The sequence below is a fragment of the Cryptosporangium aurantiacum genome (genome assembly GCF_900143005.1).
GTDB lineage: Bacteria > Actinomycetota > Actinomycetes > Mycobacteriales > Cryptosporangiaceae > Cryptosporangium > Cryptosporangium aurantiacum.
Genome location: NZ_FRCS01000001.1, coordinates 609202 through 630334, shown reverse-complemented (window position 1 = coordinate 630334; position 21133 = coordinate 609202). Strand labels below are relative to the sequence as shown.

The 21133-nt window shown below is 73.0% G+C and carries 21 protein-coding genes; 13 read left to right on the top strand and 8 right to left on the bottom strand.

Features of this window, described 5'->3' with window-relative positions:
* Positions 1-3: 3 nt before the first annotated feature.
* Entirely contained in the window at positions 4-843 is an 840-nt protein-coding gene (locus tag BUB75_RS02700; protein ID WP_073251043.1) for a YaaA family protein, read from the top strand.
* 35 nt (positions 844-878) lie between these two features.
* On the opposite strand, the gene map is transcribed toward BUB75_RS02700, so the two are convergent.
* From map to BUB75_RS48735, 6 genes are all read right to left on the bottom strand, one after another.
* Entirely contained in the window at positions 879-1730 is an 852-nt protein-coding gene (gene map / locus BUB75_RS02695; RefSeq protein WP_073251041.1) for a type I methionyl aminopeptidase, read from the bottom strand.
* Positions 1731-1789: 59 nt separating this feature from the next.
* A complete protein-coding gene (locus BUB75_RS02690; RefSeq protein WP_073251039.1) occupies positions 1790-2629 on the bottom strand; it encodes a sirohydrochlorin chelatase in 840 nt (279 codons plus the stop codon).
* Between the two features lie 2 nt (positions 2630-2631).
* Positions 2632-3888: a sulfate adenylyltransferase subunit 1 gene (locus tag BUB75_RS02685; protein WP_073251037.1), complete on the bottom strand. Its 1257-nt coding sequence runs from the start codon at positions 3886-3888 to the stop codon at positions 2632-2634.
* Between the two features lie 2 nt (positions 3889-3890).
* Positions 3891-4829, bottom strand: coding sequence for a sulfate adenylyltransferase subunit CysD (gene cysD, locus BUB75_RS02680; RefSeq protein WP_084740147.1), 939 nt, complete (start codon positions 4827-4829; stop codon positions 3891-3893).
* Positions 4826-5374 (bottom strand): adenylyl-sulfate kinase, encoded by a 549-nt coding sequence (cysC, locus tag BUB75_RS02675; RefSeq protein WP_073251035.1) that lies wholly within the window; start codon positions 5372-5374, stop codon positions 4826-4828. Before cysC ends, cysD begins: the two co-directional genes overlap by 4 nt.
* Before the next feature lie 318 nt (positions 5375-5692).
* On the bottom strand, positions 5693-5758 hold the full coding sequence (locus BUB75_RS48735; protein WP_425430859.1) for a putative leader peptide: 66 nt from the start codon (positions 5756-5758) through the stop codon (positions 5693-5695).
* A gap of 143 nt (positions 5759-5901) precedes the next feature.
* Here BUB75_RS48735 and BUB75_RS48405 point away from each other — a divergent pair, with 143 nt between their 5' ends.
* From BUB75_RS48405 to BUB75_RS02655, 4 genes are all read left to right on the top strand, one after another.
* Positions 5902-5994, top strand: coding sequence for a putative leader peptide (locus BUB75_RS48405; RefSeq protein WP_342761107.1), 93 nt, complete (start codon positions 5902-5904; stop codon positions 5992-5994).
* A 108-nt stretch (positions 5995-6102) separates the two neighbouring features.
* Positions 6103-7812: a nitrite/sulfite reductase gene (locus BUB75_RS02670; RefSeq protein ID WP_073251033.1), complete on the top strand. Its 1710-nt coding sequence runs from the start codon at positions 6103-6105 to the stop codon at positions 7810-7812.
* Positions 7813-8058: 246 nt separating this feature from the next.
* Complete coding sequence (locus BUB75_RS02660; protein ID WP_073251029.1) at positions 8059-8784, top strand: phosphoadenylyl-sulfate reductase; 726 nt, start codon at positions 8059-8061, stop codon at positions 8782-8784.
* Positions 8785-8906: 122 nt separating this feature from the next.
* A complete protein-coding gene (locus BUB75_RS02655) occupies positions 8907-10493 on the top strand; it encodes a S1C family serine protease (RefSeq protein WP_084740145.1) in 1587 nt (528 codons plus the stop codon).
* 118 nt (positions 10494-10611) lie between these two features.
* Here BUB75_RS02655 and BUB75_RS02650 read toward each other — a convergent pair whose 3' ends face one another.
* Positions 10612-11976 carry an acyltransferase family protein gene (locus tag BUB75_RS02650; RefSeq protein WP_073252656.1) on the bottom strand — a complete coding sequence of 455 codons (1365 nt, stop codon included), beginning with the start codon at positions 11974-11976 and terminating at the stop codon, positions 10612-10614.
* Positions 11977-12071: 95 nt separating this feature from the next.
* On the opposite strand from BUB75_RS02650, the gene BUB75_RS02645 reads away from it, so the two are divergent.
* From BUB75_RS02645 to BUB75_RS02620, 6 genes are read left to right on the top strand one after another with little or no spacing between them, the layout of a single operon-like run.
* A complete protein-coding gene (locus BUB75_RS02645; protein WP_073252654.1) occupies positions 12072-12566 on the top strand; it encodes a YbaK/EbsC family protein in 495 nt (164 codons plus the stop codon).
* A gap of 48 nt (positions 12567-12614) precedes the next feature.
* Entirely contained in the window at positions 12615-13343 is a 729-nt protein-coding gene (locus BUB75_RS02640; protein ID WP_073251027.1) for a DUF3291 domain-containing protein, read from the top strand.
* Positions 13344-13348: 5 nt separating this feature from the next.
* Positions 13349-13894, top strand: a complete 546-nt coding sequence (locus tag BUB75_RS02635; protein WP_073252652.1) for a GNAT family N-acetyltransferase — start codon at positions 13349-13351, stop codon at positions 13892-13894.
* 25 nt (positions 13895-13919) lie between these two features.
* The gene (locus tag BUB75_RS02630; protein WP_218617247.1) at positions 13920-14681 is read left to right on the top strand and encodes a carotenoid biosynthesis protein; all 762 of its coding nucleotides are present in this window, start codon (positions 13920-13922) and stop codon (positions 14679-14681) included.
* Positions 14678-15859 (top strand): glycosyltransferase family 2 protein, encoded by a 1182-nt coding sequence (locus BUB75_RS02625; protein ID WP_084740144.1) that lies wholly within the window; start codon positions 14678-14680, stop codon positions 15857-15859. Before BUB75_RS02630 ends, BUB75_RS02625 begins: the two co-directional genes overlap by 4 nt.
* Positions 15852-17342, top strand: a complete 1491-nt coding sequence (locus BUB75_RS02620; protein WP_073251021.1) for a phytoene desaturase family protein — start codon at positions 15852-15854, stop codon at positions 17340-17342. Before BUB75_RS02625 ends, BUB75_RS02620 begins: the two co-directional genes overlap by 8 nt.
* 22 nt (positions 17343-17364) lie before the next feature.
* Here BUB75_RS02620 and metF read toward each other — a convergent pair whose 3' ends face one another.
* Positions 17365-18321, bottom strand: a complete 957-nt coding sequence (gene metF, locus BUB75_RS02615) for a methylenetetrahydrofolate reductase [NAD(P)H] (protein WP_084740143.1) — start codon at positions 18319-18321, stop codon at positions 17365-17367.
* Positions 18322-18424: 103 nt separating this feature from the next.
* Between metF and BUB75_RS02610 the strand changes: the two genes are divergently transcribed.
* Together BUB75_RS02610 and BUB75_RS02605 are read left to right on the top strand one after the other, a co-directional pair.
* The gene (locus tag BUB75_RS02610; protein ID WP_073251019.1) at positions 18425-19492 is read left to right on the top strand and encodes a polyprenyl synthetase family protein; all 1068 of its coding nucleotides are present in this window, start codon (positions 18425-18427) and stop codon (positions 19490-19492) included.
* Between the two features lie 219 nt (positions 19493-19711).
* Positions 19712-21124: a Tat pathway signal sequence domain protein gene (locus BUB75_RS02605; protein WP_143174995.1), complete on the top strand. Its 1413-nt coding sequence runs from the start codon at positions 19712-19714 to the stop codon at positions 21122-21124.
* Positions 21125-21133 lie beyond the last annotated feature (9 nt).

Genomic DNA, 21133 nt, shown 5'->3' with positions numbered 1-21133 from the left:
CGCATGTCGCGCACGCCCCGGGAGAAGGCTCCCCTCACCCTGTTGCTTCCTCCGTCGGAGACGAAGCGGCCGGGTGGCGACGGGCCCGCGCTGGATCTGAGCGCGCTCGCCTTTCCCGCGCTCCGGCCGGTGCGCGAACGCCTGGTCACCGCCCTCACCGCGCTGGCCACGGACGCACTGGCCGGCGATCCGGCGCCCGCGCTGAAGGCTCTCGGTCTCTCCGCGGGCCAGCGGGATCAACTGGAGCTCGACGCGGTGCTGGCGACCGCGCCGACCAGCCCGGCGCTGTTCCGCTACACCGGCGTGCTGTACGACGCGTTCGACCCGTCCGGGCTGACCCCGGCCCAGCGCAAACGGGCCGCCGACCGGGTCGTGGTCGCGTCCGCGCTGTTCGGTGCCGTCCGGGGCGGTGACCCGATCCCGGCCTACCGGTTCTCGGCCGGGTCGCGTCTGCCCGGCTTCGGGACGCTCACCGCGCTCTGGAAGCCGGTGCTCGGTCCGGCGCTGGCCGAACTGCCCGGGCTCGTCGTCGACCTGCGTTCCGGGGCCTACGCCGCGCTCGCACCGGTACGCGGTGCGGTCACCGTGCGGGTCCTGTACGTCGCGCCGGACGGCAGCCGCTCGGTGGTGAGCCATTTCAACAAGCACGCCAAGGGCCTACTCGCCCGCGCCCTGGCCACCACCACCGCCAACGTCGAGAGCCCCGACGACGTCGTCCGGGTGGCCGCGAAGGCCGGCCTCCCCGCCGAGCGCCACGGCACCCACGGCGTCGACGTGCTCCTCCACGAGCCCCCCGCCGGCACTCCGGCGGCACTGAAGCGGGCCCGTTCCAGCGCGTCATAGCTAGCCCGAACGGGCCCACTCCAACCAGCCACGCACTACGGCAGCGTGAGGATTTCGGCGCCGGAGTCGGTGACGACCAAGGTGTGCTCGAACTGGGCCGTCCACTTGCGATCCTTGGTCAGCACCGTCCAGCGGTCCGGCCACATGTCCCACTGGTACGTGCCGAGCGTGATCATCGGCTCGATCGTGAACGTCATCCCCGGCTCGATCTCGACCAGCAGATCCGGGTCGTCGTAGTGCGGCACGTGCAGCCCGGAGTGGAACGTCTCGCCGATGCCGTGGCCGGTGAAGTCCCGCACCACGCCGTACCCGAACCGCTTGGCGTACGACTCGATGACCCGCCCGACGACGTTGAGCTGCCGCCCGGGCTTCACCGCGTTGATCGCCCGGCGGGTGGCCTCCTCGGTCCGCTCGACCAGCAGCCGGATCTCCTCCGCGGGCTCGCCCGCGAAGAACGTCGCGTTGCAGTCACCGTGCACGCCGCCGATGAACGCGGTGACGTCGATGTTGACGATGTCCCCGTCCTCGATCACCGTGCTGTCCGGGATCCCGTGGCAGATCACCTCGTTGAGCGAGGTGCAGCACGACTTTGGGAAACCGCGGTAACCGAGCGTCGACGGGTACGCGTCGTGCTCGATCAGGAACTCATGGATGACCCGGTCGATCTCGTCGGTGGAGACACCCGGCGCGACGTGCTTGCCGCCCAGTTGCAGCGCCTGGGCAGCGAGACGCCCGGCGAACCGCATCTTCTCGATCGTCTCCGGGGTCTGCACGTCCGAGCCGGTCCAGCGCCGGGGAGCCGGACGGCCGACGTACTCCGGACGCGGGATGTGGGCAGGGACCTCGCGCCGAGGTGACTGCCTGCCGGGGACCAGGGGTGCACGCATGCATTCCAGGTTAGGTCAGGTTCCGGAGCGCCGGAGAATCCGTGCGCACACACCCTGCGTCAGCCCGCTGACACAGCCTCGTCGGCGGGATGCGTGTGCGGCTGCTGGAGCTGGCCGACCTTGTTCTCCCGGCCCGGCCACGGCGACCGGTACTGGCACGTATCGCAGTTCATCAGCACGGTGCCGCCGACCGCCTCGGCGTACCGCGCGAGCACCAGGCGGGCCACCGCGTCGTGCGCGCCGAGCACGTCGGCGGCGCGGGCGCCGGCGTCCTGCGCGTCCCGGCGGACACCGGACGGAAGCTTGCCCGGCGCGAGGAAGTACGGCACGACCAGGACGTCGTCGTGGCCGAGGGTCCGGAGCCGCCGTACCGCGTCGGTCACGGTCGGTGTCGTCGCGCTGGCGTACGCGACCTCCACTGGCGCACCTCCACCGCGGTACTCCCAGAACAGCCGGGCCGCGCGCCAGATCTCGGCGTTCGCGTCCGGGTCGGCGGCGCCCGCCGAGGCCAGCACGAGCGCGGTGTCCGGTCCGGCGCCCGCCTCGGCCACCCGGTCGGCCAGCGCCTGCAGCAGCAGTGGATCCGGCCCCAGCGGTCGCCCGTAACTCACCGCGAAACCGGGCCGCTCGTCCCGGACCAGCCGCACCGTGCCCGCGATGTCGCCCTTGCTGTGCGACGCCGCGGTCAGCAGCAGCGGGAGCGTGGCTACCGGGACGCCGTCGGTGGCAAAAGCGTTCAACGCCCCGCGCACGGACGGTGGTTCGTGGTCGACGAACGCCAGCTCGACCCGCAGCCCGGGCGCCAGTTCCCGGACCCGCTCCAGCAACGCGTGCAGCGTCGCGATACCGGGGGCGTACGACGTGCCGTGCGCCACCGCGAGCAGGACCGGGTCAGGCACCCTCACACCGCCGGTGGCTGCTCGACCATGCCGGCCGCAACGGTGGCGCCGGTGGCCTCGTCGATTAGCAGGAACGAGCCGGTGCCCCGGGACAGCGCGTACGGGTCGACGGCGACCGGCTCGGCCAGCCGCAGAGTCACGTCGCCGATGTCGTTGAGCTCGAGGGCGTCGGCGTCTTCACGCTTGAGCGTGGTGACGTCGAGCCGGTCGGCGACCGAGCCGACGATCGCACGGACCTCCCGGGTCCCCGCCCGCAGACGGAACCGGTCGCCGGCCCGCACCTGACGCTCGGCGAGAACACAGACTCGGCCGGTGAGCTGCCGTACCGGCTCCGGGGCGTCCGGCGCCGCGGCCAGCAGGTCACCGCGGGCCACGTCGACGTCGTCTTCCAGCCGTACCGCCACCGAGCGGCCGGTTGCCGCCTCGTCCAGCGAACCGTCGTGGGTGTCGATGCCGGCGATCCGGGATTTCCGGCCCGAGGGCAGCACGACCACCTCGTCGCCGACCCGCAGGACGCCTGCCGCGACCCGCCCGGCGTAGGCCCGGTAGTCCGGGTGCTCGGCCGAGCGGGGCCGGATGACGAGCTGGACCGGGAACCGCGCGCCGACCTGGCCACCGCGGGGCGGCACCGGCACGGTCTCCAGGTGCTCGAGCAGCGTCTGCCCCGCGTACCAGCTCAGGTTCTCGGACGGCTCGACGATGTTGTCGCCGTGCAGCGCCGAGACCGGGATCGCGGTCACCGAGCGGATGCCAAGCTCGTCGGCGAGCACGTCGAAGTCGGCGACGATCCGGTCGTAGACCTCCTCGGAGAAGTCGACCAGGTCCATCTTGTTGACCGCGAGGACCACGTGCCCGACGCCGAGCAGCGCGGCCACCGCGGCGTGCCGGTGGGACTGCTCGACCAGGCCGTGCCGGGCGTCGACCAGGACGACGGCCACGTCGGCGGTGGACGCCCCGGTCACCATGTTCCGGGTGTACTGGACGTGGCCGGGGGTGTCGGCGAGCACGAACGTCCGACGCGGCGTCGCGAAATAGCGGTAGGCGACGTCGATCGTGATGCCCTGCTCCCGCTCGGCGCGCAGGCCGTCGGTGAGCAGCGCCAGGTCGGCGGCGTCCAGACCACGGCGCCGGGACGCCGCCTCGACCGCGTCGAACTGGTCGGCGAACACGTTCTTCGAGTCGTGGAGCAGGCGTCCGATCAGCGTGCTCTTACCGTCGTCCACCGACCCTGCGGTGGCGACGCGTAGCAGATCAGACATGTCTAGAAGTATCCCTCGCGCTTGCGGTCCTCCATGGCGGCCTCGCTCGCGCGGTCGTCGGCGCGGGTGGCGCCGCGCTCGGTCAACCGGCTGGTCGCGGTCTCGGCGATGACCTCGTCCACCGTGCGGGCGGTCGAGCGGACCGCTCCGGTGCAGGTGGCGTCGCCGACCGTGCGGTACCGGACGGTTTCGACCCGGACCTGCTCGCCGTCGCGCGGCGGGGTGAACGGCGTCACCGCGAGCACCATGCCGTCGCGGTCGAAGACCTCGCGCTCGTGCGCGTAGTAGATGCTCGGCACCTCGATGCCGTCCCGCGCGATGTAGCGCCAGATGTCCAGCTCGGTCCAGTTCGACAGCGGGAAGATCCGCACGTGCTCGCCCGGGGCGATCCGCCCGTTGTAGAGGTCCCAGAGCTCCGGACGCTGGTTGCGCGGGTCCCACTGGCCGAACTCGTCGCGGATCGAGAACACCCGCTCCTTGGCGCGGGCCTTCTCCTCGTCCCGGCGGGCGCCGCCGAGGACGGCGTCGAACTTGTTGTCGGTGATCGCGTCGAGCAGCGGAACCGTCTGCAGCGGGTTGCGGGACTGGCCCGGACGCTCGCTGACCCGGCCGCGGTCGATCGCGTCCTGCACCGAGGCGACGACGAGGTCGAGGCCCAGCTCGGCCGCGCGCCGGTCGCGGAACTCGATGACCTCGGGGAAGTTGTGGCCGGTGTCGACGTGCATCACCGGGAACGGGATCCGGCCCGGCGAGAACGCCTTCTCCGCCAGCCGCAGCATGACGATCGAGTCCTTGCCGCCGGAGAACAGCAGCACCGGACGCTCGAAGCTGCCGACCACCTCGCGGAGGATGTGGATCGACTCGTCCTCGAGCGCGGTGAGCGCTGCGTCCCGCGCGTCCTCGAGGTGCTGGAGGTTCAACTCGGTCGAGAGGGTGGTCACAGCAGGCCCCTTTCGGACAACGCGGCGAGCACCGCGTCCACGGACGCGTCGAGAGCGGACGATTCGGTGCGGAGCACGAGCTCCGGCGCGGTGGGCGCCTCGTAGGCGTCGTCCACCCCGGTGAGGCCGGCGATCTCACCGGCACGCTGCTTGGCGTAGAGGCCCTTGACGTCCCGGACGCTGCACACCTCGACCGGCGTGGCGACGTGGACCTCGAGGTACGGGGTGCCGCTCGCGACGTGCCGGGCGCGGACGGCGTCCCTGGCGGCGGCGTAGGGCGAGATGACGGCGGCGAACACCAGGACGCCGTTGCGCGCGAGCAGCTCGGCGACGAAGCCGATCCGCGCCACGTTCGTGTCCCGGTCGGCGCGGCTGAAACCGAGTCCGGCGGAGAGGTGCTCGCGCACGGCGTCCCCGTCGAGGACCTCGACCCGGCGACCGGTGTCGCGCAGGCGCGCGGCGACCGCGGTCGCCACGGTGGTCTTGCCTGCACTCGGCAGCCCGGTGAGCCAGACTGTGGCACCGGCCACTGTGGGATCTGCCACAGCTACGGTACCGACGGGGCCACTCTCTGTGCGAGCGGCAGTCGATGCGGTCGGCATCGCGCGATTCTCCTGACCTGGGGGAGGAACTCCGGCCCAACGGACAGATGTGCAGGCATTGGACATCTGCATTGTCCGCCGGACGTTCCGCAACGGGGGCACGACCGCGCGTCCGAGCGCCCGCAAAGGGGTCTCATCGCACGTCTACCCAGGGGAAACGATCCGTCTGCGCGAGCCGGACGTGGTCGGACCGGAGCCGACCGAAGGCCAGGAGGGGAAACCCACCCAAAAGCCGCCTTCGCGGAACGCCAGAAGCCGCGCTCAGCTCAGGCGACACACTGCGCTGGAGACGCGCAGGAAGTCGACGTGCCGACGCGTGGTCAGCATCGCCGAAGCAGGGCGGGTACGGCCGGTCATGGTTGCCGATGATGACACAGCAAAACGCCCCGGCCAACCGGTAGCGGAATGCCTACTATTCCAGTAGGTGAGCACCGTTTCCCAACATCTGGCTACTGTCGGCGCGCTGTGCGATGCTTTTAGACGTGACGACGCGAGGCACCCTCTTGGTCGCCCGCCTGCATGTAGACCTGCAGCGGGTGATCAGCGCCGCCTGTCCGGCCTGACCGTACAGACGCCCCTCGTCCGTCTCCCGACCGCTTTCTGCCCTTGCGCCCCCGAACCACCGGGGTGAGCGCCGCGGGCGCGGTCCGACCCCTGTGAGGTAACCAGCTATGGCCGTGCCGACCAGCACGCCGGACAGTCCCCGGCCCGCGCGCGCCGCCCGCGCCGGCAGCGGCCGTCCTCGCGGCCAGGGCCAGTGGGCCCTGGGCTACCGCGAGCCGCTCAACAAGAACGAACAGATGAAGAAGGACGCGGACGGGCTCACCGTCCGCGAGCGCATCGAAACCATCTACGCACGCGGCGGCTTCGACTCGATCGACCCGCAAGACCTGCGCGGCCGGATGCGCTGGTTCGGGCTCTACACCCAGCGCGCTCCCGGCATCCCCGGCGGCAAGACCGCGATCCTGGAGCCGGAGGAGCTCGACGACCGCTACTTCATGCTGCGCGTCCGGATCGACGGCGGGCGGCTCACGTCCGAGCAGCTGCGGGTGATCGCCGGGATCGCGACCGAGTTCGGCCGCGACGTGGCCGACGTCACCGACCGGCAGAACATCCAGCTGCACTGGATCGAGATCGAGAACGTGCCGGAGATCTGGCGCCGGCTCGAGGGTGTCGGGCTCTCCACCACCGAAGCCTGCGGTGACACGCCGCGCGTGATCCTCGGCTGCCCGCTCGCCGGCGAGCTGGAGACCGAGATCCTCGACGCGACCGAGCCGCTGCGCGCCGTGGTCGACCGGTACATCGGCGACCCGGCGTTCTCGAACCTGCCGCGCAAGTTCAAGAGCTCGATCTCCGGCTGCGCCGAGCACTGCACGAACCACGAGATCAACGACGTGGCGTTCGTCGGCGTGGTGAACGCCGACGGCGAGCGCGGCTACGACCTCTGGGTCGGCGGCGGTCTGTCGACGAACCCGCGCTTCGCCGAGCGGCTCGGCGTCTTCATCCGGCCCGACCAGGTGGAGGCCGCCTGGGCAGGCGTCGTCGGCATCTTCCGCGACTACGGCTACCGGCGGTCGCGCACGCACGCCCGGCTCAAGTTCCTGCTGGCCGACTGGGGCCCGGAGAAGTTCCGCGAGGTGCTCGAGACCGAGTACCTGAAGCAGAAGCTCCCCGACGGCCCGCCGCCCGGCGTCCCGATCCAGGACCAGCGCGACCACGTCGGGATCACCCCGATGCGCGACGGCAACGTCGCGCTCGGCTTCGCCCCGCGCGCGGGCCGGCTGTCCGGTACGACGCTGAGCGCGGTCGCCGAGCTGGCCGACCGGCTCGGTGACGGCCGGATCGCGGCCACCGCACAGCAGAAGCTCGTGCTCCTCGGCGTCGACCCCGCGGACGTCGAGGCGGCCATCGACGAGCTGGCCACCCACGACCTGCAGGTCAAACCCAGCGCGTTCCGGCGCGGCACGATGGCTTGCACCGGCATCGAGTTCTGCAAGCTGGCGATCGTCGAGACCAAGGGTCGCGCCGACACGCTCTACCGGGAGCTGGAGAAGCGGCTCCCGGAGTTCGACGAGCCGATCACGATCAACATCAACGGCTGTCCGAACTCGTGCGCCCGGTTCCAGACCGCTGACGTCGGTTTCAAGGGCTCGATCGTCCGTGACGACGAGGGCAACCAGGTCGAGGGCTTCCAGGTCCATCTGGGCGGCCACTTCGGCGCGAACGCCGCGTTCGGCCGGAAGTTCCGTGGTTTGAAGGTCACCGCGGACGAGATGCCCGACTACGTCGAGCGGATCCTCCGCGGCTATCTGGAACGCCGCGAACCGAACGAGCGCTTCGCCGGCTACGTCGCCCGCGCCGACGAGGCGTGGTTGCAGTGACCGAGCGGGCGGCCCCCTTCTATTGCCCCTACTGCGGCGAGGAGGACATCCGTCCCGACGGTGAGCACCACGGCCAGTGGCGCTGTGACGCCTGCACACGGGTGTGGACGTTGAAGTACGTCGGTCTAGGCCGCCGTGGCGCGGCAGGAGCGACCACCGAATTAGACGACGACCCGTCCGGCCCTTCCGGCCGGACCGGGACGGCTGCGTGGGCAGACGCAGCTGCGGACTCAGAGAGGTGACGCGATGACCGACATGCTCGCAAGGCCGGACGTCGAGGTACGGGATCTGTCGGCTCTCCGCGCGCTGGCCGAAGAAGCATCGGCCGCGCTCGAAGGTGCCCACCCGGTGGAGGTGCTCCGCTGGGCGGGCGACACGTTCGGCGACCGGCTCTGCTTGACGTCCTCGATGGGCGACGCCGTCCTCGCGACGCTCGCCGCCGAGGCCGTGCCGGGGATCGACGTGGTGTTCCTGGACACCGGTTACCACTTCGCGGAGACGCTCCAGACGCGTGACCGGGTCGCGGCCGAGCTCGACGTCACGGTCGTCACCGTGAAGCCGGAGCTGACCGTCGCCCAGCAGAACATCCAGTACGGCCAGAGCCTGTACGCGCGCGACTCGGACTCCTGCTGCGCGATGCGCAAGGTCGAACCGCTCGACCGCGGGCTGGCGCCGTACGACGCCTGGGCCTCGGGGCTGCGGCGTGACGAGTCGTTCGCCCGGCGCCACACGCCGGTGATCGGCGTCGACACGCGTCGCAACAAGATCAAGGTGAACCCGCTGGCGTGCTGGACCCAGGACGACGTCGACCGGTTCGTCGCCGAGCGGAACGTGATCGTCAACCCGCTGGTGGACCGCGGATTCCTGTCGATCGGGTGCGCGCCGTGCACGCGTCCGGTCCAGCTGGGCGAGGACCGGCGGGCCGGTCGGTGGTCGGAGTCCGAGAAGACGGAGTGCGGTATTCACCTCTGAGCGGGCTTGCGCGCGGTACTTAAGCTGGTTCGCCGACCTGCGGAAATGGCGCTCTGTGATGCACACAGAGCCCTCAGGATCGGCACAGCGAGCGCACAGGTTTCGGAGCGACCGTTCATTACATGGACGAATCGCACCGCTCCTCCGCAGCCGGCACCGGCGGTGACCAGGCCGGCACGCCGCCGACCGATCCCTCTCGCGTGCTCCCCTCGGGTGCTCAGCAGCCGAGCTCGCGCCCCTCGGACGCGTCCTCCCCGTGGGCGGCGCCCCAGGCGCCCGCCCCGTCCCAGTCCCCCTCCTCACAGCCAACGCCCGCCCCCGCGCCGAGCGCCTCGGCGGCCCCGGCCGCCGCGACCGGCGCGGTTCCCGCGCCCGGCGCCGCGCACGTGCAGGGCGCCCCGAGCGCCGCGCACGCCGCCGGCGGCCCGGCTGCCCCGGGCGTCACCGGGCAGTTCGGCCAGCCCGGGCACTTCGGGTCCGCGCCGGGCGGGCCGCATCAGACCGGGCCGCATCAGACCGGGCCGCATCAGACCGGGCCGTTCCCGGCGTGGACGGCCGGTGGCGCGAGCCACCCGACCACCCCGCTCGGCACGCCGGCCCCGGCGCCCGCCCGTCGCCGCGGCCCCCTCGCGCTCGCGATCGCCGGCGGCGCGCTGGTCCTCGCGCTGGTCGCCGGTGGCACCGGCGCCGCCGTGGGCGTCGCGGTCAGCGACCGCAACAGCGGCAACGGCGTCACGATCAACCAGGAGACGTCGACCGCCGCCACCAGGGCCAGCGACACCGGCAGCGTCGAGAAGGCCGCCGCGACCGCGCTGAAGAGCGTCGTCACGATCGCGGTCACCGCGAGCTCGGGCGCAGGCACCGGCTCCGGCGTGGTGCTCGACAGCTCCGGCCACATCATCACGAACAACCACGTGGTCGAAGCGGCCGCGGACGGCGGCACGATCACCGTGACGCTCGCGAACGGCGAGACCCGCTCCGCGACGATCGTCGGCCGCGACCCGTCCTCCGACATCGCGGTGATCAAGGTCAGCGACGCGAGCGGGCTCACTCCGGCGACGTTCGCCGCCTCGTCCACGGTCAAGACCGGCCAGACCGTGCTCGCGATCGGCGCCCCGCTGGGTCTCTCCAACACCGTCACCGAGGGCATCGTCAGCGCACTCAACCGCCCGGTGCGCACCGGGAGCACCGCCGACCAGAACACGGTCCTCGACGCGGTGCAGACCGACGCGGCGATCAACCCGGGCAACTCCGGTGGCGCCCTCGTCGACCTCTCCGGCCGCGTGATCGGCATCAACTCCGCGATCGCCACGGTCTCCAGCGGTTCGTCCGGCTTCGGCCAGCAGGAGTCCCAGTCCGGCAACATCGGCGTCGGCTTCGCGATCCCCTCCGACACGGCGCTGAACGTCGCCAAGCAGCTGATCGAGGACGGCACCGCCGAGCACGCCACGCTCGGCGTCAGCGCGCAGGACACCCAGAGCGGCACCGGCGCCCAGATCGCCCAGGTGACCAGCGGTTCCGCGGCCGACAAGGCGGGCCTGAAGACCGGTGACGTCGTCACCGCGATCGGCGACCGCGCGGTGACCGACACCGACGGCCTGGTCGCGGCGGTTCGCTCGCACAACCCCGGCGAGACCGTGAAGGTGACCTATCAGCGCGACGGCAAGACCAGCACCGCCAGCGCGACGCTCAACAGCAGCTCGACCTGACCGGACGAACCCCACGCCCGGGCGGTTTCCCCTCCCCCGGCCCGGCACCAAACCGCCGCACCACGCAGCCAGCGTGGTGCGGCGGTTTTGTGTTCAGCGGTTCAACGATTCAGCGACTTCAGCGGCCGGCGGCCCGCACCAGCGCCCAGCCGATCCCCAGCGCGGCCAGCGAGCCCCACGCGGTGACCGGCACCCCGACCAGATGCGCGGTCCGTTCCGCGAGCAGCCCGTTCAACCCGGTCACCGAGACGGCCAGCATGCCCCCGGTGGCCAGCGCGGCACCGACGCCCGCGGCCATCCCGTCCAGCCCGCGGTTCACCCGGTTCCTGGGCGCCGGGCGGGCGGCCGGCCGCTCGAACCGCCGGACGGCCAGCACCAGCGGCACCGCGATCGCGGCGAGCACCGCCACCCACACCGGCCGGGTGAGCCACCAGACCGCGCCGCCCGGCTCCGGCATCCCGAGCCCCGCCGCGACGGCGGCCGCGACGACGAACAGCGCGGTGAGGTGCCAGAGGAACACCGTCATCACGACGCCGTTCGCCGCGACGACCGTCGTCCACACGCGTGGGCGCGCGAGCCACCGGGTCACCGGACCGCGGGCCAGCACCACCAGGCCGGTCAGCCACGCGCCGTGCGCGACCAGCGCGAGCGTCGGCGGGCTCATGTTCGACACCGGCGCGCCCGGCAGCCCGACCATCGACACCGGGTACCAGCCGAGCACGGCCGTGAGCAGCGTCGTCGCGGCCAGCCCACCGCCGGCCAGCGCGAGCCCGACCCGCCGGGTCAGACGCCCGTCGGCGTAGAGGAAACCGACCTGGTGGGCGGCCAGCCAGACCAGCGCCATGTTCAGCGCACCGATCGCCTCGACGCCGCCGAGCAGCCGGGCCGCGTCCACACCCGCCGCGCCCAGCACCAGCACGACCGGCACCGCGACGCCCCACCGCCGGTGCGCGGCGTGCATCGCCGGCGCCAGCGCCACGATGCCGAGGTAGACGCCCAGGAACCAGAGCGGCTGCACGACCGTGCGGGTCGCGGTCCGGGTCAGCTCCGCGACCGTGCCGTCCCCGGCCTGGACGCCGGCCAGCTCGGTCGCCGCCGCGATCGCGCACCAGACGGCCAGGAACACCGCGGTCGGCGCGAGCAGGCGCCGTAGCCGCGCGACGAGGAACTCCGGATACCGGCCGCCCCGTGCACGGTGCGAGCGCAGCGCCGCCGCGTGCGCCGCGCCACCGACGAGGAAGAACAGCGGCATCACCTGGAAGACCCAGGTCAGCAGCTGGGCCGCCGGTAATTCGGCCAGCACGTTCCCGGCGCGCAGCCGGCCGTCGTCCACCTGGAGTGTGAGCATCAGCCAGTGGCCGAGGACCACCACGCCGATCGACAGCACCCGGAGCGCGTCGACGTACCGGTCGCGGTCGGCGGGCGTCGCCGCCGCCAGTGCGGCGGCCGACAACGGCGCCGTCCGTATCGCGGAGGAAGTCATGGCCTCACGGTCCATGTTCCGGCGCTTCGCTCCGAGAGCAGTTCTACTCGGAACGCTGTGCACACTTCGACTCCGGATGTGCTCAGATGAGCGCCATGACCTCGACGCCCACCTCCGACAGTCCCGCCCACCCGAACGTCGACGCGGTGAACGCCGTGCTCGCCGCGTTCGGGTCGCAGAACCGCGTCCGGCTGCTCCCGGACGCCGCCCGCACCGCGGCGCAGGCCGCGGAGGCGCTCGGGGTCACGGTGGGGCAGATCGCGAACTCGCTCGTGTTCGACGCGGACGGCGAGCCGCTGCTGGTGCTCGCGTCCGGTTCGCACCGGGTCGACACCACGATGGTGGCGGCGCTGGTGGAGGTCAGCACGGTCCACCGGGCCACGCCGGAGTTCGTCCGGGACGTGACCGGGCAGGCCATCGGCGGCGTCGCGCCGGTCGGGCACCCGGTTCGGCTCCGGACGCTCGTCGACGTGGCGCTCGCCGCGTACGACACGGTGTGGGCGGCCGGTGGCATCCCGCACGCGGTGTTCCCCACCACCTACGACGAGTTGCTGCGGATCACCGGCGGCGTGGCGGCCGAGGTTGCCTGAGCCCGCCTCGCTTCTGCCGTTCCGACGCGTCCCCCTTAGGCTGGCTCCATGCCATCCGCGCGGGAGTCCGGTTCGCCACCCGCGCTGGTCACCGTCCACGTGTGGCGGGTGCCCGGTCGCCGGGTGGCGGCCGCGCTCACCCGGATGGCCACCGACCGCGTCCGGTTGCGTTCGACGACCGGTCTGCGGTTCGCGCGCCTGCTCGGCACCGGCCACGGCACCACGTTCGCGCTCCGCGATGCGCACCTCAATCGCTGGGCACTGCTGTCGTGCTGGGCCAGTGACGCCGACGCGGCCGCGTTCGAACGCTCGCCCACCGCACGTGGCTGGCGGCGGCTCGCCGAGGAGCAGTGGCGGCTGGAGCTGACGCCGCTCGCCGCGCACGGGCTCTGGGCGCGGCGGCAACCGTTCGGGAAGCCGGTGCCCCGCCGCTGGGACGGGCCGGTCGCCGCGGTGACCAGGGCGCGCCTGTCCGCGCGGAAGGCCGGAACGTTCTGGCGGGCGGTGCCGCCGGTGGCATCCGCGCTGCACGAGCACCGGGCGAGCGGTGGCCTGCTGGCCGCATTCGGCGTCGGCGAGGCCCCGGCCGGGTGGCAGGGGACGCTGAGCGTCTGGCGGAACGCGGAGGACCTCCGTGCGTTCGCCTATCAGGGAGCCGCACACGTCGCGGCGATCCGCAGAACGAAGGAGACCGGGTGGTACGCCGAGGAACTCTTCGCCCGTTTCGGCGTGGTGCGGGCGGACGGCTCGCTGGACGGCAGAGATCCGCTGACGTGACTCCACTGACCCCGACGCGTTGGTCCGCTCGCGACGTCGTCGCCCACCTCGACGAGGTGCTCGGCGTGTACGGCTCGGCGATGAACTACTCGCCGGCGCTGGTCGAGGGGCGCCGGGGGATCCTGGTCGCGCACACCCGCCGCCCGGAGTTCCGCGCGGTCGGCACGTTCGACGCCGACGGCCGCGTGGTCGGGTTCGGTTACGGGTACCGCGGTGAGCCGGGCCAGTGGTGGCACGAGCACGTCCGCTCCCGGCTCGACCCGGCCGGGTACCGCGCGTGGCTCTCGGACTGCTTCGAGGTGGTCGAGCTGCACGTGGCGCCGGGCGTCCAGGGAAAGGGCATCGGGGAGCAGCAGATCCGGTTGCTGCTGGACGGCGTGGCCCGTCGCACCACCGCACTCTCCACCCCGGAGGGTGGCGAGTCACGGGCCTGGCGGCTCTACCGCCGGCTGGGTTTCCTCGACGTGCTGCGCAACGTCGTGTTCCCCGGCGACGACCGGCCGTTCGCCGTGCTCGGACGAGGCCTTCCGCTCGACGACCCCACCCCCTGACGTGCGCCGGGTACCGGCCGTCCTGGTGGGACTGACCGTCCTGGCCCAGATCACGTATCCGCTGGTCGGTGGCGGAGTGCGCAGTGGACTCACGGTGGCGACGGTGGTGCTCGGGTTCGCTGCGGCGGTGACACATGCCGCGGTGACGCGGGGTGTGCGCCCGGCGGCGGTGGTCGTGGTCGTCACCGCCGGGGGCGGGCTGGTCGTCGAAGCGGTCGGCACCGCGACCGGCGTCCCGTTCGGGGAGTACACGTACGCCTCGTCGCTCGGCCCGGCGGTGCTCGGTGTGCCGTGGGTGATCCCGCTGGCCTGGACGATGATGGCCTGGCCCGCCTGGCTGGTGGCCGGGCGGTTGGCCTCCGCCGGGTGGCTCCGGGTGCTCGTCTCGGGATGGGCACTGGCGTCCTGGGACCTGTTCCTCGACCCGCAGATGGTCGACGCCGGGCACTGGACGTGGGCGACGACGGACCCGGCCCTGCCGGGTGTCCCCGGGATCCCGCTGTCGAACTACGCCGGATGGTTGCTGGTCGCGGTGGTGATGAGCGGCCTACTGCAACTGCTGCACGTCGATGCGGACGCCCGGCACGACGCGCCGATGCTCGGGTTCTACCTGTGGACCTACGCGTCCTCGGTGCTGGCGCACGCGGCGTTCTTCGGCCTGCCCGCGTCGGCGGCGTGGGGTGGGCTCGGCATGGGGCTGGTGGCGATCCCGCTCGCCGTCACGCTCTACCGTGATGCCCGCCATGCCCGCGCGCCCCGGCCGACCCGGCTCGCGAGCACCCGATGAACCGCGAGGCAGCCGCTCAACACGCCGGGGCCATCCGATCGAGCTGGACCACCCGATCCGGCTGGGCGCGCCGGTTGGCGGACCCGGTGCTGTGGGGAACGGTCGGGGCGGTCGCGCTGACGGCGCATGCGGCGGTGAACGCCCGGCGGCTGCGGCGGCCGCCGGCCGACCCCCCGGAGACGCCGGTCCGCGTCTCGGTGCTGCTCCCGCTGCGCGACGAGGAGCACCGGGTGGAACCGTGCCTGCGGGCGCTGCTCGCCCAGCGTGGCGTCCCGGGGCTGGAGATCGTCGTCCTGGACGACGGCAGCACCGACCGCACCGCGGCCGTCGTCCGGCGGATCGCCGCCGGTGACGCGCGTGTCCGGCTGCTCACCGGCGTCCCGCTCCCCCGGGGCTGGCTCGGTAAGCCGCACGCCTGTCAGCAACTCGCCGATGCCGCTGACCCGGCGTCCGAGGTGCTGGTTTTCGTCGACGCGGACGTCGTACTGACACCGGACGCGGTCGCAGCGGCCCTCGCCGTCCTCGACGAATCCGGGCTGGACCTGATCTCGCCGTACCCGCGCCAGGTGGCGGCCGGCGCAGCCGAACGCCTGGTGCAGCCGCTGCTGCAGTGGTCGTGGCTGACGACGCTGCCGCTGGGGATCGCCGAGCGGTCGCCGCGGCCGTCGCTGACCGCCGCCAACGGGCAGTTCCTGCTCGTCACGCGCAAGGCGTACGACGCCGCGGGCGGCCACGCGGCCGTGCGCGCCGACGTGCTGGAGGACATCGGGCTGCTGCGGGCGGTGAAGCGGGCAGGCGGTCGGGGCGTGGTCACCGACGGCTCGACGATCGCCGCGTGCCGGATGTACGAGTCCTGGCCGGAGCTGCGGGACGGCTACGGTAAGTCACTGTGGGCGGCATTCGGGTCGCCCACCGGCGCGGCAGCCACCGTGGGTTTCCTCGGGCTGCTGTACGTCCTGCCCGTCACCACCGCACTCCGGGGCAACCGCCTCGGCCTGCTCGGATACGCGGCCGGCGTCGCCGGGCGGGTGGTCGCGGCACGGGCCAGCGGCGGCCGCGCCTGGCCCGACGCGCTGGCCCACCCGGCGTCGATCGTCACGTTCGGGTACCTGGTGGCTCGGTCGCTCGTGCATCACCGCCGCGGCACACTGACCTGGAAGGGCCGGAGGCTTGGCTGACGTCGTGGTGGTGGGGGCGGGTGTCGGCGGGCTCGCCGCGGCGGTCCGGCTGGCAGTGGGCGGGCACCGGGTCACGGTGTGCGAACGCGCTCCGGAGGTGGGCGGCAAGCTCGGCCTCCTGACCCGCGGCGAGTTCCGCTTCGACACCGGCCCGAGCCTGGTGACGATGCCGCAGGTGTTCGCGGACTTCTTCCGGGAGACCGGCGACCGGCTGGAATCGGTGCTCGACCTGGTGCCGCTCGACCCGATCGCGCACTACCGCTTCGGCGACGGCACGTCGCTGGCGTCCTGCGCCGACCCGTTCGAGTTCCGGCGGCGGATCGACGACGCGTTCGGCGGTGGCGCGGGCGCCGACTGGGCGGAGTTCTGGCGACGCGCCGAACGCATCTGGGCCGCCACCTACGAGCCGTTCCTCGCGTCGGCGCTGGACGGCCCGCGGACGCTGGCCCGCTACGCGACCCGGCTGCGGGACCTGACGACGATCGCACCGGCCCGGACGCTACGCGGGCTGGCAGCGACCTACCTGCGCGATCCGCGGCTGCGGCAGTTCGTCGAGCGCTACGCGACCTACACCGGTTCCGACCCGCGCCGCGCCCCGGCGGCACTGGCGTCGGTGCCGTACGCCGAGCTGGCGTTCGGCGGCTGGTACCTGCGGGGCGGGCTGCGGCGGCTGGCCGACGCGCTGCTGGCCCGGTGCGCGGAGCGGGGTGTCACCGTGCGCACGAGCACCGAGGTCACCCGGATCACCGCGGACGCCCGGGGCGTGACCGGCGTCCTGCTCGCGGACGGCGGCCGGCTTCGCGCGGACGTCGTCGTAGCCAACGCGGACGCGACACACGTGTACTCCGATCTGATCGCGGTGCCGTCGGCGGCGCGGGCGTTGCGGCGAACCACGCCGTCGCTGTCCGGGTTCGTGCTGCTGCTCGGGGTGCGGGGCCGGACGCCCGGCCTCGCGCACCACACCGTGCTGTTCCCGCCCGGCCCGCTGCCGGGCAGCTACGACGCGGAGTTCGACCACGTCTTCGGCGACCCGGGGCGTCCGGTGCCGGAGCCGACGCTCTACCTCTCGGTGCCCGACGACCCGGACGTCCGGCCGGACGGCCACGAGGCGTGGTTCGTCCTGGTCAACGCGGCGCGGCAGGGGACGGGCCGGGGTGCGGTCGACTGGCGGACGCCCGGGCTCGCCGACCGGTACGCCGACCTGCTGCTCGAGCGGCTGGCCGAGCGCGGATACGACCTGTGCGATCGGCTGCTGTTCCGGGAGGTCCGGACGCCCGCCGACCTGGAGACGCGCACGCACGCGGTGGGCGGCGCGATCTACGGGACGTCGAGCAACGGTGCCCGGGCGGCGTTCCTCCGGCCGGGCAACCGGGCGGTCGTTCCTGGCCTGTTCCTGGTCGGCGGCTCGTCCCACCCCGGCGGGGGGCTTCCCCTGGTCACGCTCTCCGCCCAGACGGTCGCCGGCCTCGTGGGCCCCGCATGAACGTCGATCAAAGGACAGATTTTTAGCGGGCCGCGACCTTCGCGGGCGCGAGGTTGGCCCAGACCTCGCGGGTCGCCGCCGACCGGTTCAGCGTGATGAAGTGGATGCCCGGCGCGCCTTCGGCCAGCAACCGCGACGACAACGCCGTCGCGACCTCGACGCCGATCGCCCGCACCGCCACCGGGTCGTCCGCGACCGCGCGCAGCCGCTCGGCGAGATCGACCGGGAACGCCGCCCCGGACAGGATCGCCATCCGCTCGATCTGCGAAACGTTCGTCACCGGCATCACGCCGGGCACGATCGGCACGTCGCATCCGGAGGCGACCGACGCGTCGCGCAGCCGCGCCCAGTCCTGCCAGTCGAAGAAGAACTGGGTGATCGCGAAGTCGGCGCCCGCCCGGCATTTCTCGACGAAGAACTGGACGTCCGACTCGAAGTCGGGCGACCGCGGGTGCTTCTCCGGGAACGCCGCGACGCCGACGCAGAAGTCACCGGAGTCCTTCACGAGCTTCACGAGCTCGGACGCGTACGAGTACCCCTCCGGGTGCGCGAGCCACTCGGCCTGCGGGTCGCCCGGCGGGTCACCGCGCAGCACCAGCACGTCGTGGACGCCGACCGCGGCGTAGTTCCCGATCACGTTCCGCAGCTCGGCCACCGAGTGGTTCACCGCGGTGAGGTGCGCCATCGGCAGCAGCGTGGTCTCGGACGCGATCCGCTCGGTGATCGAGACGGTGCGGTCGCGGCTGGAGCCGCCCGCGCCGTACGTGATCGAGACGAACGAGGGCTGCAACGCCTCCAGCTCGCGGATCGCCTGCCAGAGCTGGCGCTCGCCCGCGTCGGTCTTCGGCGGGAAGAACTCGAACGAGAACGTCGGCGCGTCGTCCCGCACCAGATCCCCCACCGAGATCCGCCGAACCTTGGGGACCCGCCCGACCTTGGGGATCCGCCCGACCTTGGGGGGAACGAGACCGGTTGCCATGTGGCCACACTGTAGTCGGGCCGAGTTAGCCCCGGTCAGTGCGTCCCCGACCGCGTCGACCGGATAGCGTGCCCGGAGGTAGCCAGCAGAGGAGGAACCCCGCGTGCCCGCGACCCCGCTCGACCGGGACGACCTGCGGACCCGCGTGAGCGCGGCGCTCCGCGCCCAGCTCCACCGCCAGCGCGGACGGCTCGCGCTGGTCGGTCCCGAACTCGGCCCGGTCGCTGACGCGCTGGCCGACTTCCTGGAGGGCGGCAAGCGGCTGCGTCCGGCGTTCGCGTACTGGGGGTACCGGGCGGCCGGGGGCGCGAACTCCGAGGCCGTGGTGCGGGCGGTCGGCGCGCTCGAGCTGGTGCAGGCCTGCGCGCTGATCCACGACGACGTGATGGACGGCTCGGACACCCGCCGTGGCAAGCCCGCGGTGCACAAGCGGTTCGCCGCGCTGCACGCCGACGAGGGGTACGGGGGCAGCGCCGACGGGTTCGGCACCGCGGCCGCGATCCTGCTCGGCGACACCTGCCTGATCTGGGCCGACGAGATGCTCGACCGGTCCGGCATGCCCGCCGACGCGCTGGAGCGCGCCCGCCCGGTCTGGGACGAGATGCGCACCGAGATCATGGCCGGCCAGTACCTCGACGTGCTGGCGCAGGCGCAGGGCGGCCACTCGGTCGACCGGGCGATCCGCGTCGTGCGGTACAAGGCCGCGAAGTACACGGTCGAGCGTCCGCTGCACCTGGGCGCCGCGCTGGCCGGGGCAGCGCCCGACCTGGTGGAGACGCTCAGCCGCTACGGGCTGCCGCTCGGCGAGGCGTTCCAGCTCCGCGACGACGTCCTCGGAGTGTTCGGCGACCCGGCCGAGACCGGCAAACCGGCCGGCGACGACCTGCGCGAGGGCAAGCGCACGCTGCTGCTCGCGTACGCCGCCGAGCGCGCGACACCGGCGCAGGAAGAGCTGCTGGACCGCTACCTCGGCGACCCGGAGCTGGGCGCGGAGGGCGTCGAGGCGCTGCGCGGGGTGCTGGTGGAGACCGGTGCGCTCACGCGCACCGAGGAGCGGATCGGTTCGCTGACCCGCCGTGCTCTCGACGCGTTGAACAACGCCCATGTGGACGCCGAAGCCGCGGACGCCCTGGCCGAACTCGCCGGCGCAGCCACCACCCGCAAGGCGTAGCAGCGCGGGCGCGGCCGCTGACGCGAAACCGGGCTCTAACGTCGGCTTACAGGCCGGTTTCGCGTCTCTGAGCGGGGCCGCGGCGTCGATCGGGCCACCGTCCGGCGTGTCGGGGCGGATTGCAACCGTGACCGTGCGCAATGAGCGCAGGCTGCGGCGGTTCCGCCGCGCACGAACGCATACGGGGGCGGCACGGTGGCAGGTCAGGGCGAGACAGCGGTGGCATCCCGGGCGATCACGCGGCGGGGGATGCTGGTCGGAGGAGCCGGCCTGGTCGGCGCCGGGCTGCTGACCACAGCACCGGCCGCGGCGGCACCTGCGGCCCCCGCGGCGAGCATCGTCCACCACCCGGCGCTCCGGGCGGGATACCGGTTCTTGAACGCGGCGATGGACGTCCACTACCCCGCCTACGGGATGCTCCGGCTCCCCCAGTCGTACGCCGACCAGGTCGGCCTGTACGGCACGGCCTACACGTACGACGCGGCCCTCGCCGCGCTGGCGTACCTGGCCGAGGGCTCCCCCGCCTCGGTCGAGCGGGCCCGGGTCATCGGCGAGTCGCTCCGGTTCGCCCAGGAACACGACCCCGGCTACCGGGACGGACGGCTGCGCCAGTCGTACACGGTCGGCCCGTACGAGCGGAACGGCGTGGTCCAGCCCAACGGGTTCGTGCAGCCCGACGGCATGGTGAATGCCGGGAACGTCTTCGACCACAGCGCCAGCCTGACCGGCGACCAGGCCTGGGCCGGGCTCGCGTTGGTCGCGCTGGCCCGGCGCGGCCTCCACCCGGCGTTCCTCACCGCGGCCACCAAGCTGGGCAACTGGGTGGCCGCGACCTGCGGCACGAACCAGGCGCTCGGCGGCTACCGGGCGGGCATCAACCGGGCCGGAACCACGCTGACCCGCACGGACACCGCGCAGAACGCGGTGCTCGCGGCGTTCTTCGGCCAGCTCGCGACGCTGACCGGTGACGAGATCTGGGTGGAGCGCCGCACCAAGGCGGCCGCGTTCGTCCACCGGATGTGGCAGGAGGACGGCGGGTTCTACGCGTGCGGCTCGGACGACGGCATCGTCGTCGCGCGGTTCCCGGTCACCACGACAGCGCAGGTCACCACCGTCCTCGCCCTGCACGACAGCGCCCGCCCGGCCCAGGAGACCGCGCTGGACTACGTGGTGAACGAGCTCACGGTCACCGACACCGCCGAGCGGGACCACAGCGCGCTGCCGGTCGGCGTCACGGTGACCGGGGTGACGTTCTCCGACCGCAGCCGCCTGGTCGACCCGGACGTACCGATCGAGCCGGGCCTGCACCGGCCGGACCCGGACGCGGTCTGGCTGGAGGGCACCGCGCAGCTGGCGGCCGCGCTGCTCGTCCGGGCTCGTGTCGGTGACCTGGAGGCCGCGCACGCCCGGCTGAACACGCTGGCCGAGGTGCAGAGCCGGCTGGGCACACGGGAGACGGCCGGGTCCAAGCCACTGCCGGACGGCGAGGGCCTCATCGCCGCGTCCAGCGCGCTGCACAGCGGCGTCGGCGACACCGGCTACTACCCGTACCGGCACGTCGGCACGACGGCCTGGTACCTGCTCGCCGCGACCGGCACCAACCCGTTCACGCTGGGCAGCGATCGCCGGTAAGGCCTCGAA

Coding starts and splice junctions, on each gene's coding strand:
- metF (WP_084740143.1), bottom strand. CDS start 18,321: ATGGCAACCGGTCTCGTTCCCCCCAAGGTCGGGCGGATCCCCAAGGTC.
- BUB75_RS02625 (WP_084740144.1), top strand. CDS start 14,678: ATGAACCGCGAGGCAGCCGCTCAACACGCCGGGGCCATCCGATCGAGC.
- BUB75_RS02685 (WP_073251037.1), bottom strand. CDS start 3,888: ATGTCTGATCTGCTACGCGTCGCCACCGCAGGGTCGGTGGACGACGGT.
- BUB75_RS02650 (WP_073252656.1), bottom strand. CDS start 11,976: ATGACTTCCTCCGCGATACGGACGGCGCCGTTGTCGGCCGCCGCACTG.
- BUB75_RS02670 (WP_073251033.1), top strand. CDS start 6,103: ATGGCCGTGCCGACCAGCACGCCGGACAGTCCCCGGCCCGCGCGCGCC.
- BUB75_RS02700 (WP_073251043.1), top strand. CDS start 4: ATGTCGCGCACGCCCCGGGAGAAGGCTCCCCTCACCCTGTTGCTTCCT.
- BUB75_RS02660 (WP_073251029.1), top strand. CDS start 8,059: ATGACCGACATGCTCGCAAGGCCGGACGTCGAGGTACGGGATCTGTCG.
- BUB75_RS02655 (WP_084740145.1), top strand. CDS start 8,907: ATGGACGAATCGCACCGCTCCTCCGCAGCCGGCACCGGCGGTGACCAG.
- BUB75_RS02645 (WP_073252654.1), top strand. CDS start 12,072: ATGACCTCGACGCCCACCTCCGACAGTCCCGCCCACCCGAACGTCGAC.
- BUB75_RS02640 (WP_073251027.1), top strand. CDS start 12,615: ATGCCATCCGCGCGGGAGTCCGGTTCGCCACCCGCGCTGGTCACCGTC.
- map (WP_073251041.1), bottom strand. CDS start 1,730: ATGCGTGCACCCCTGGTCCCCGGCAGGCAGTCACCTCGGCGCGAGGTC.
- BUB75_RS48405 (WP_342761107.1), top strand. CDS start 5,902: ATGCTTTTAGACGTGACGACGCGAGGCACCCTCTTGGTCGCCCGCCTG.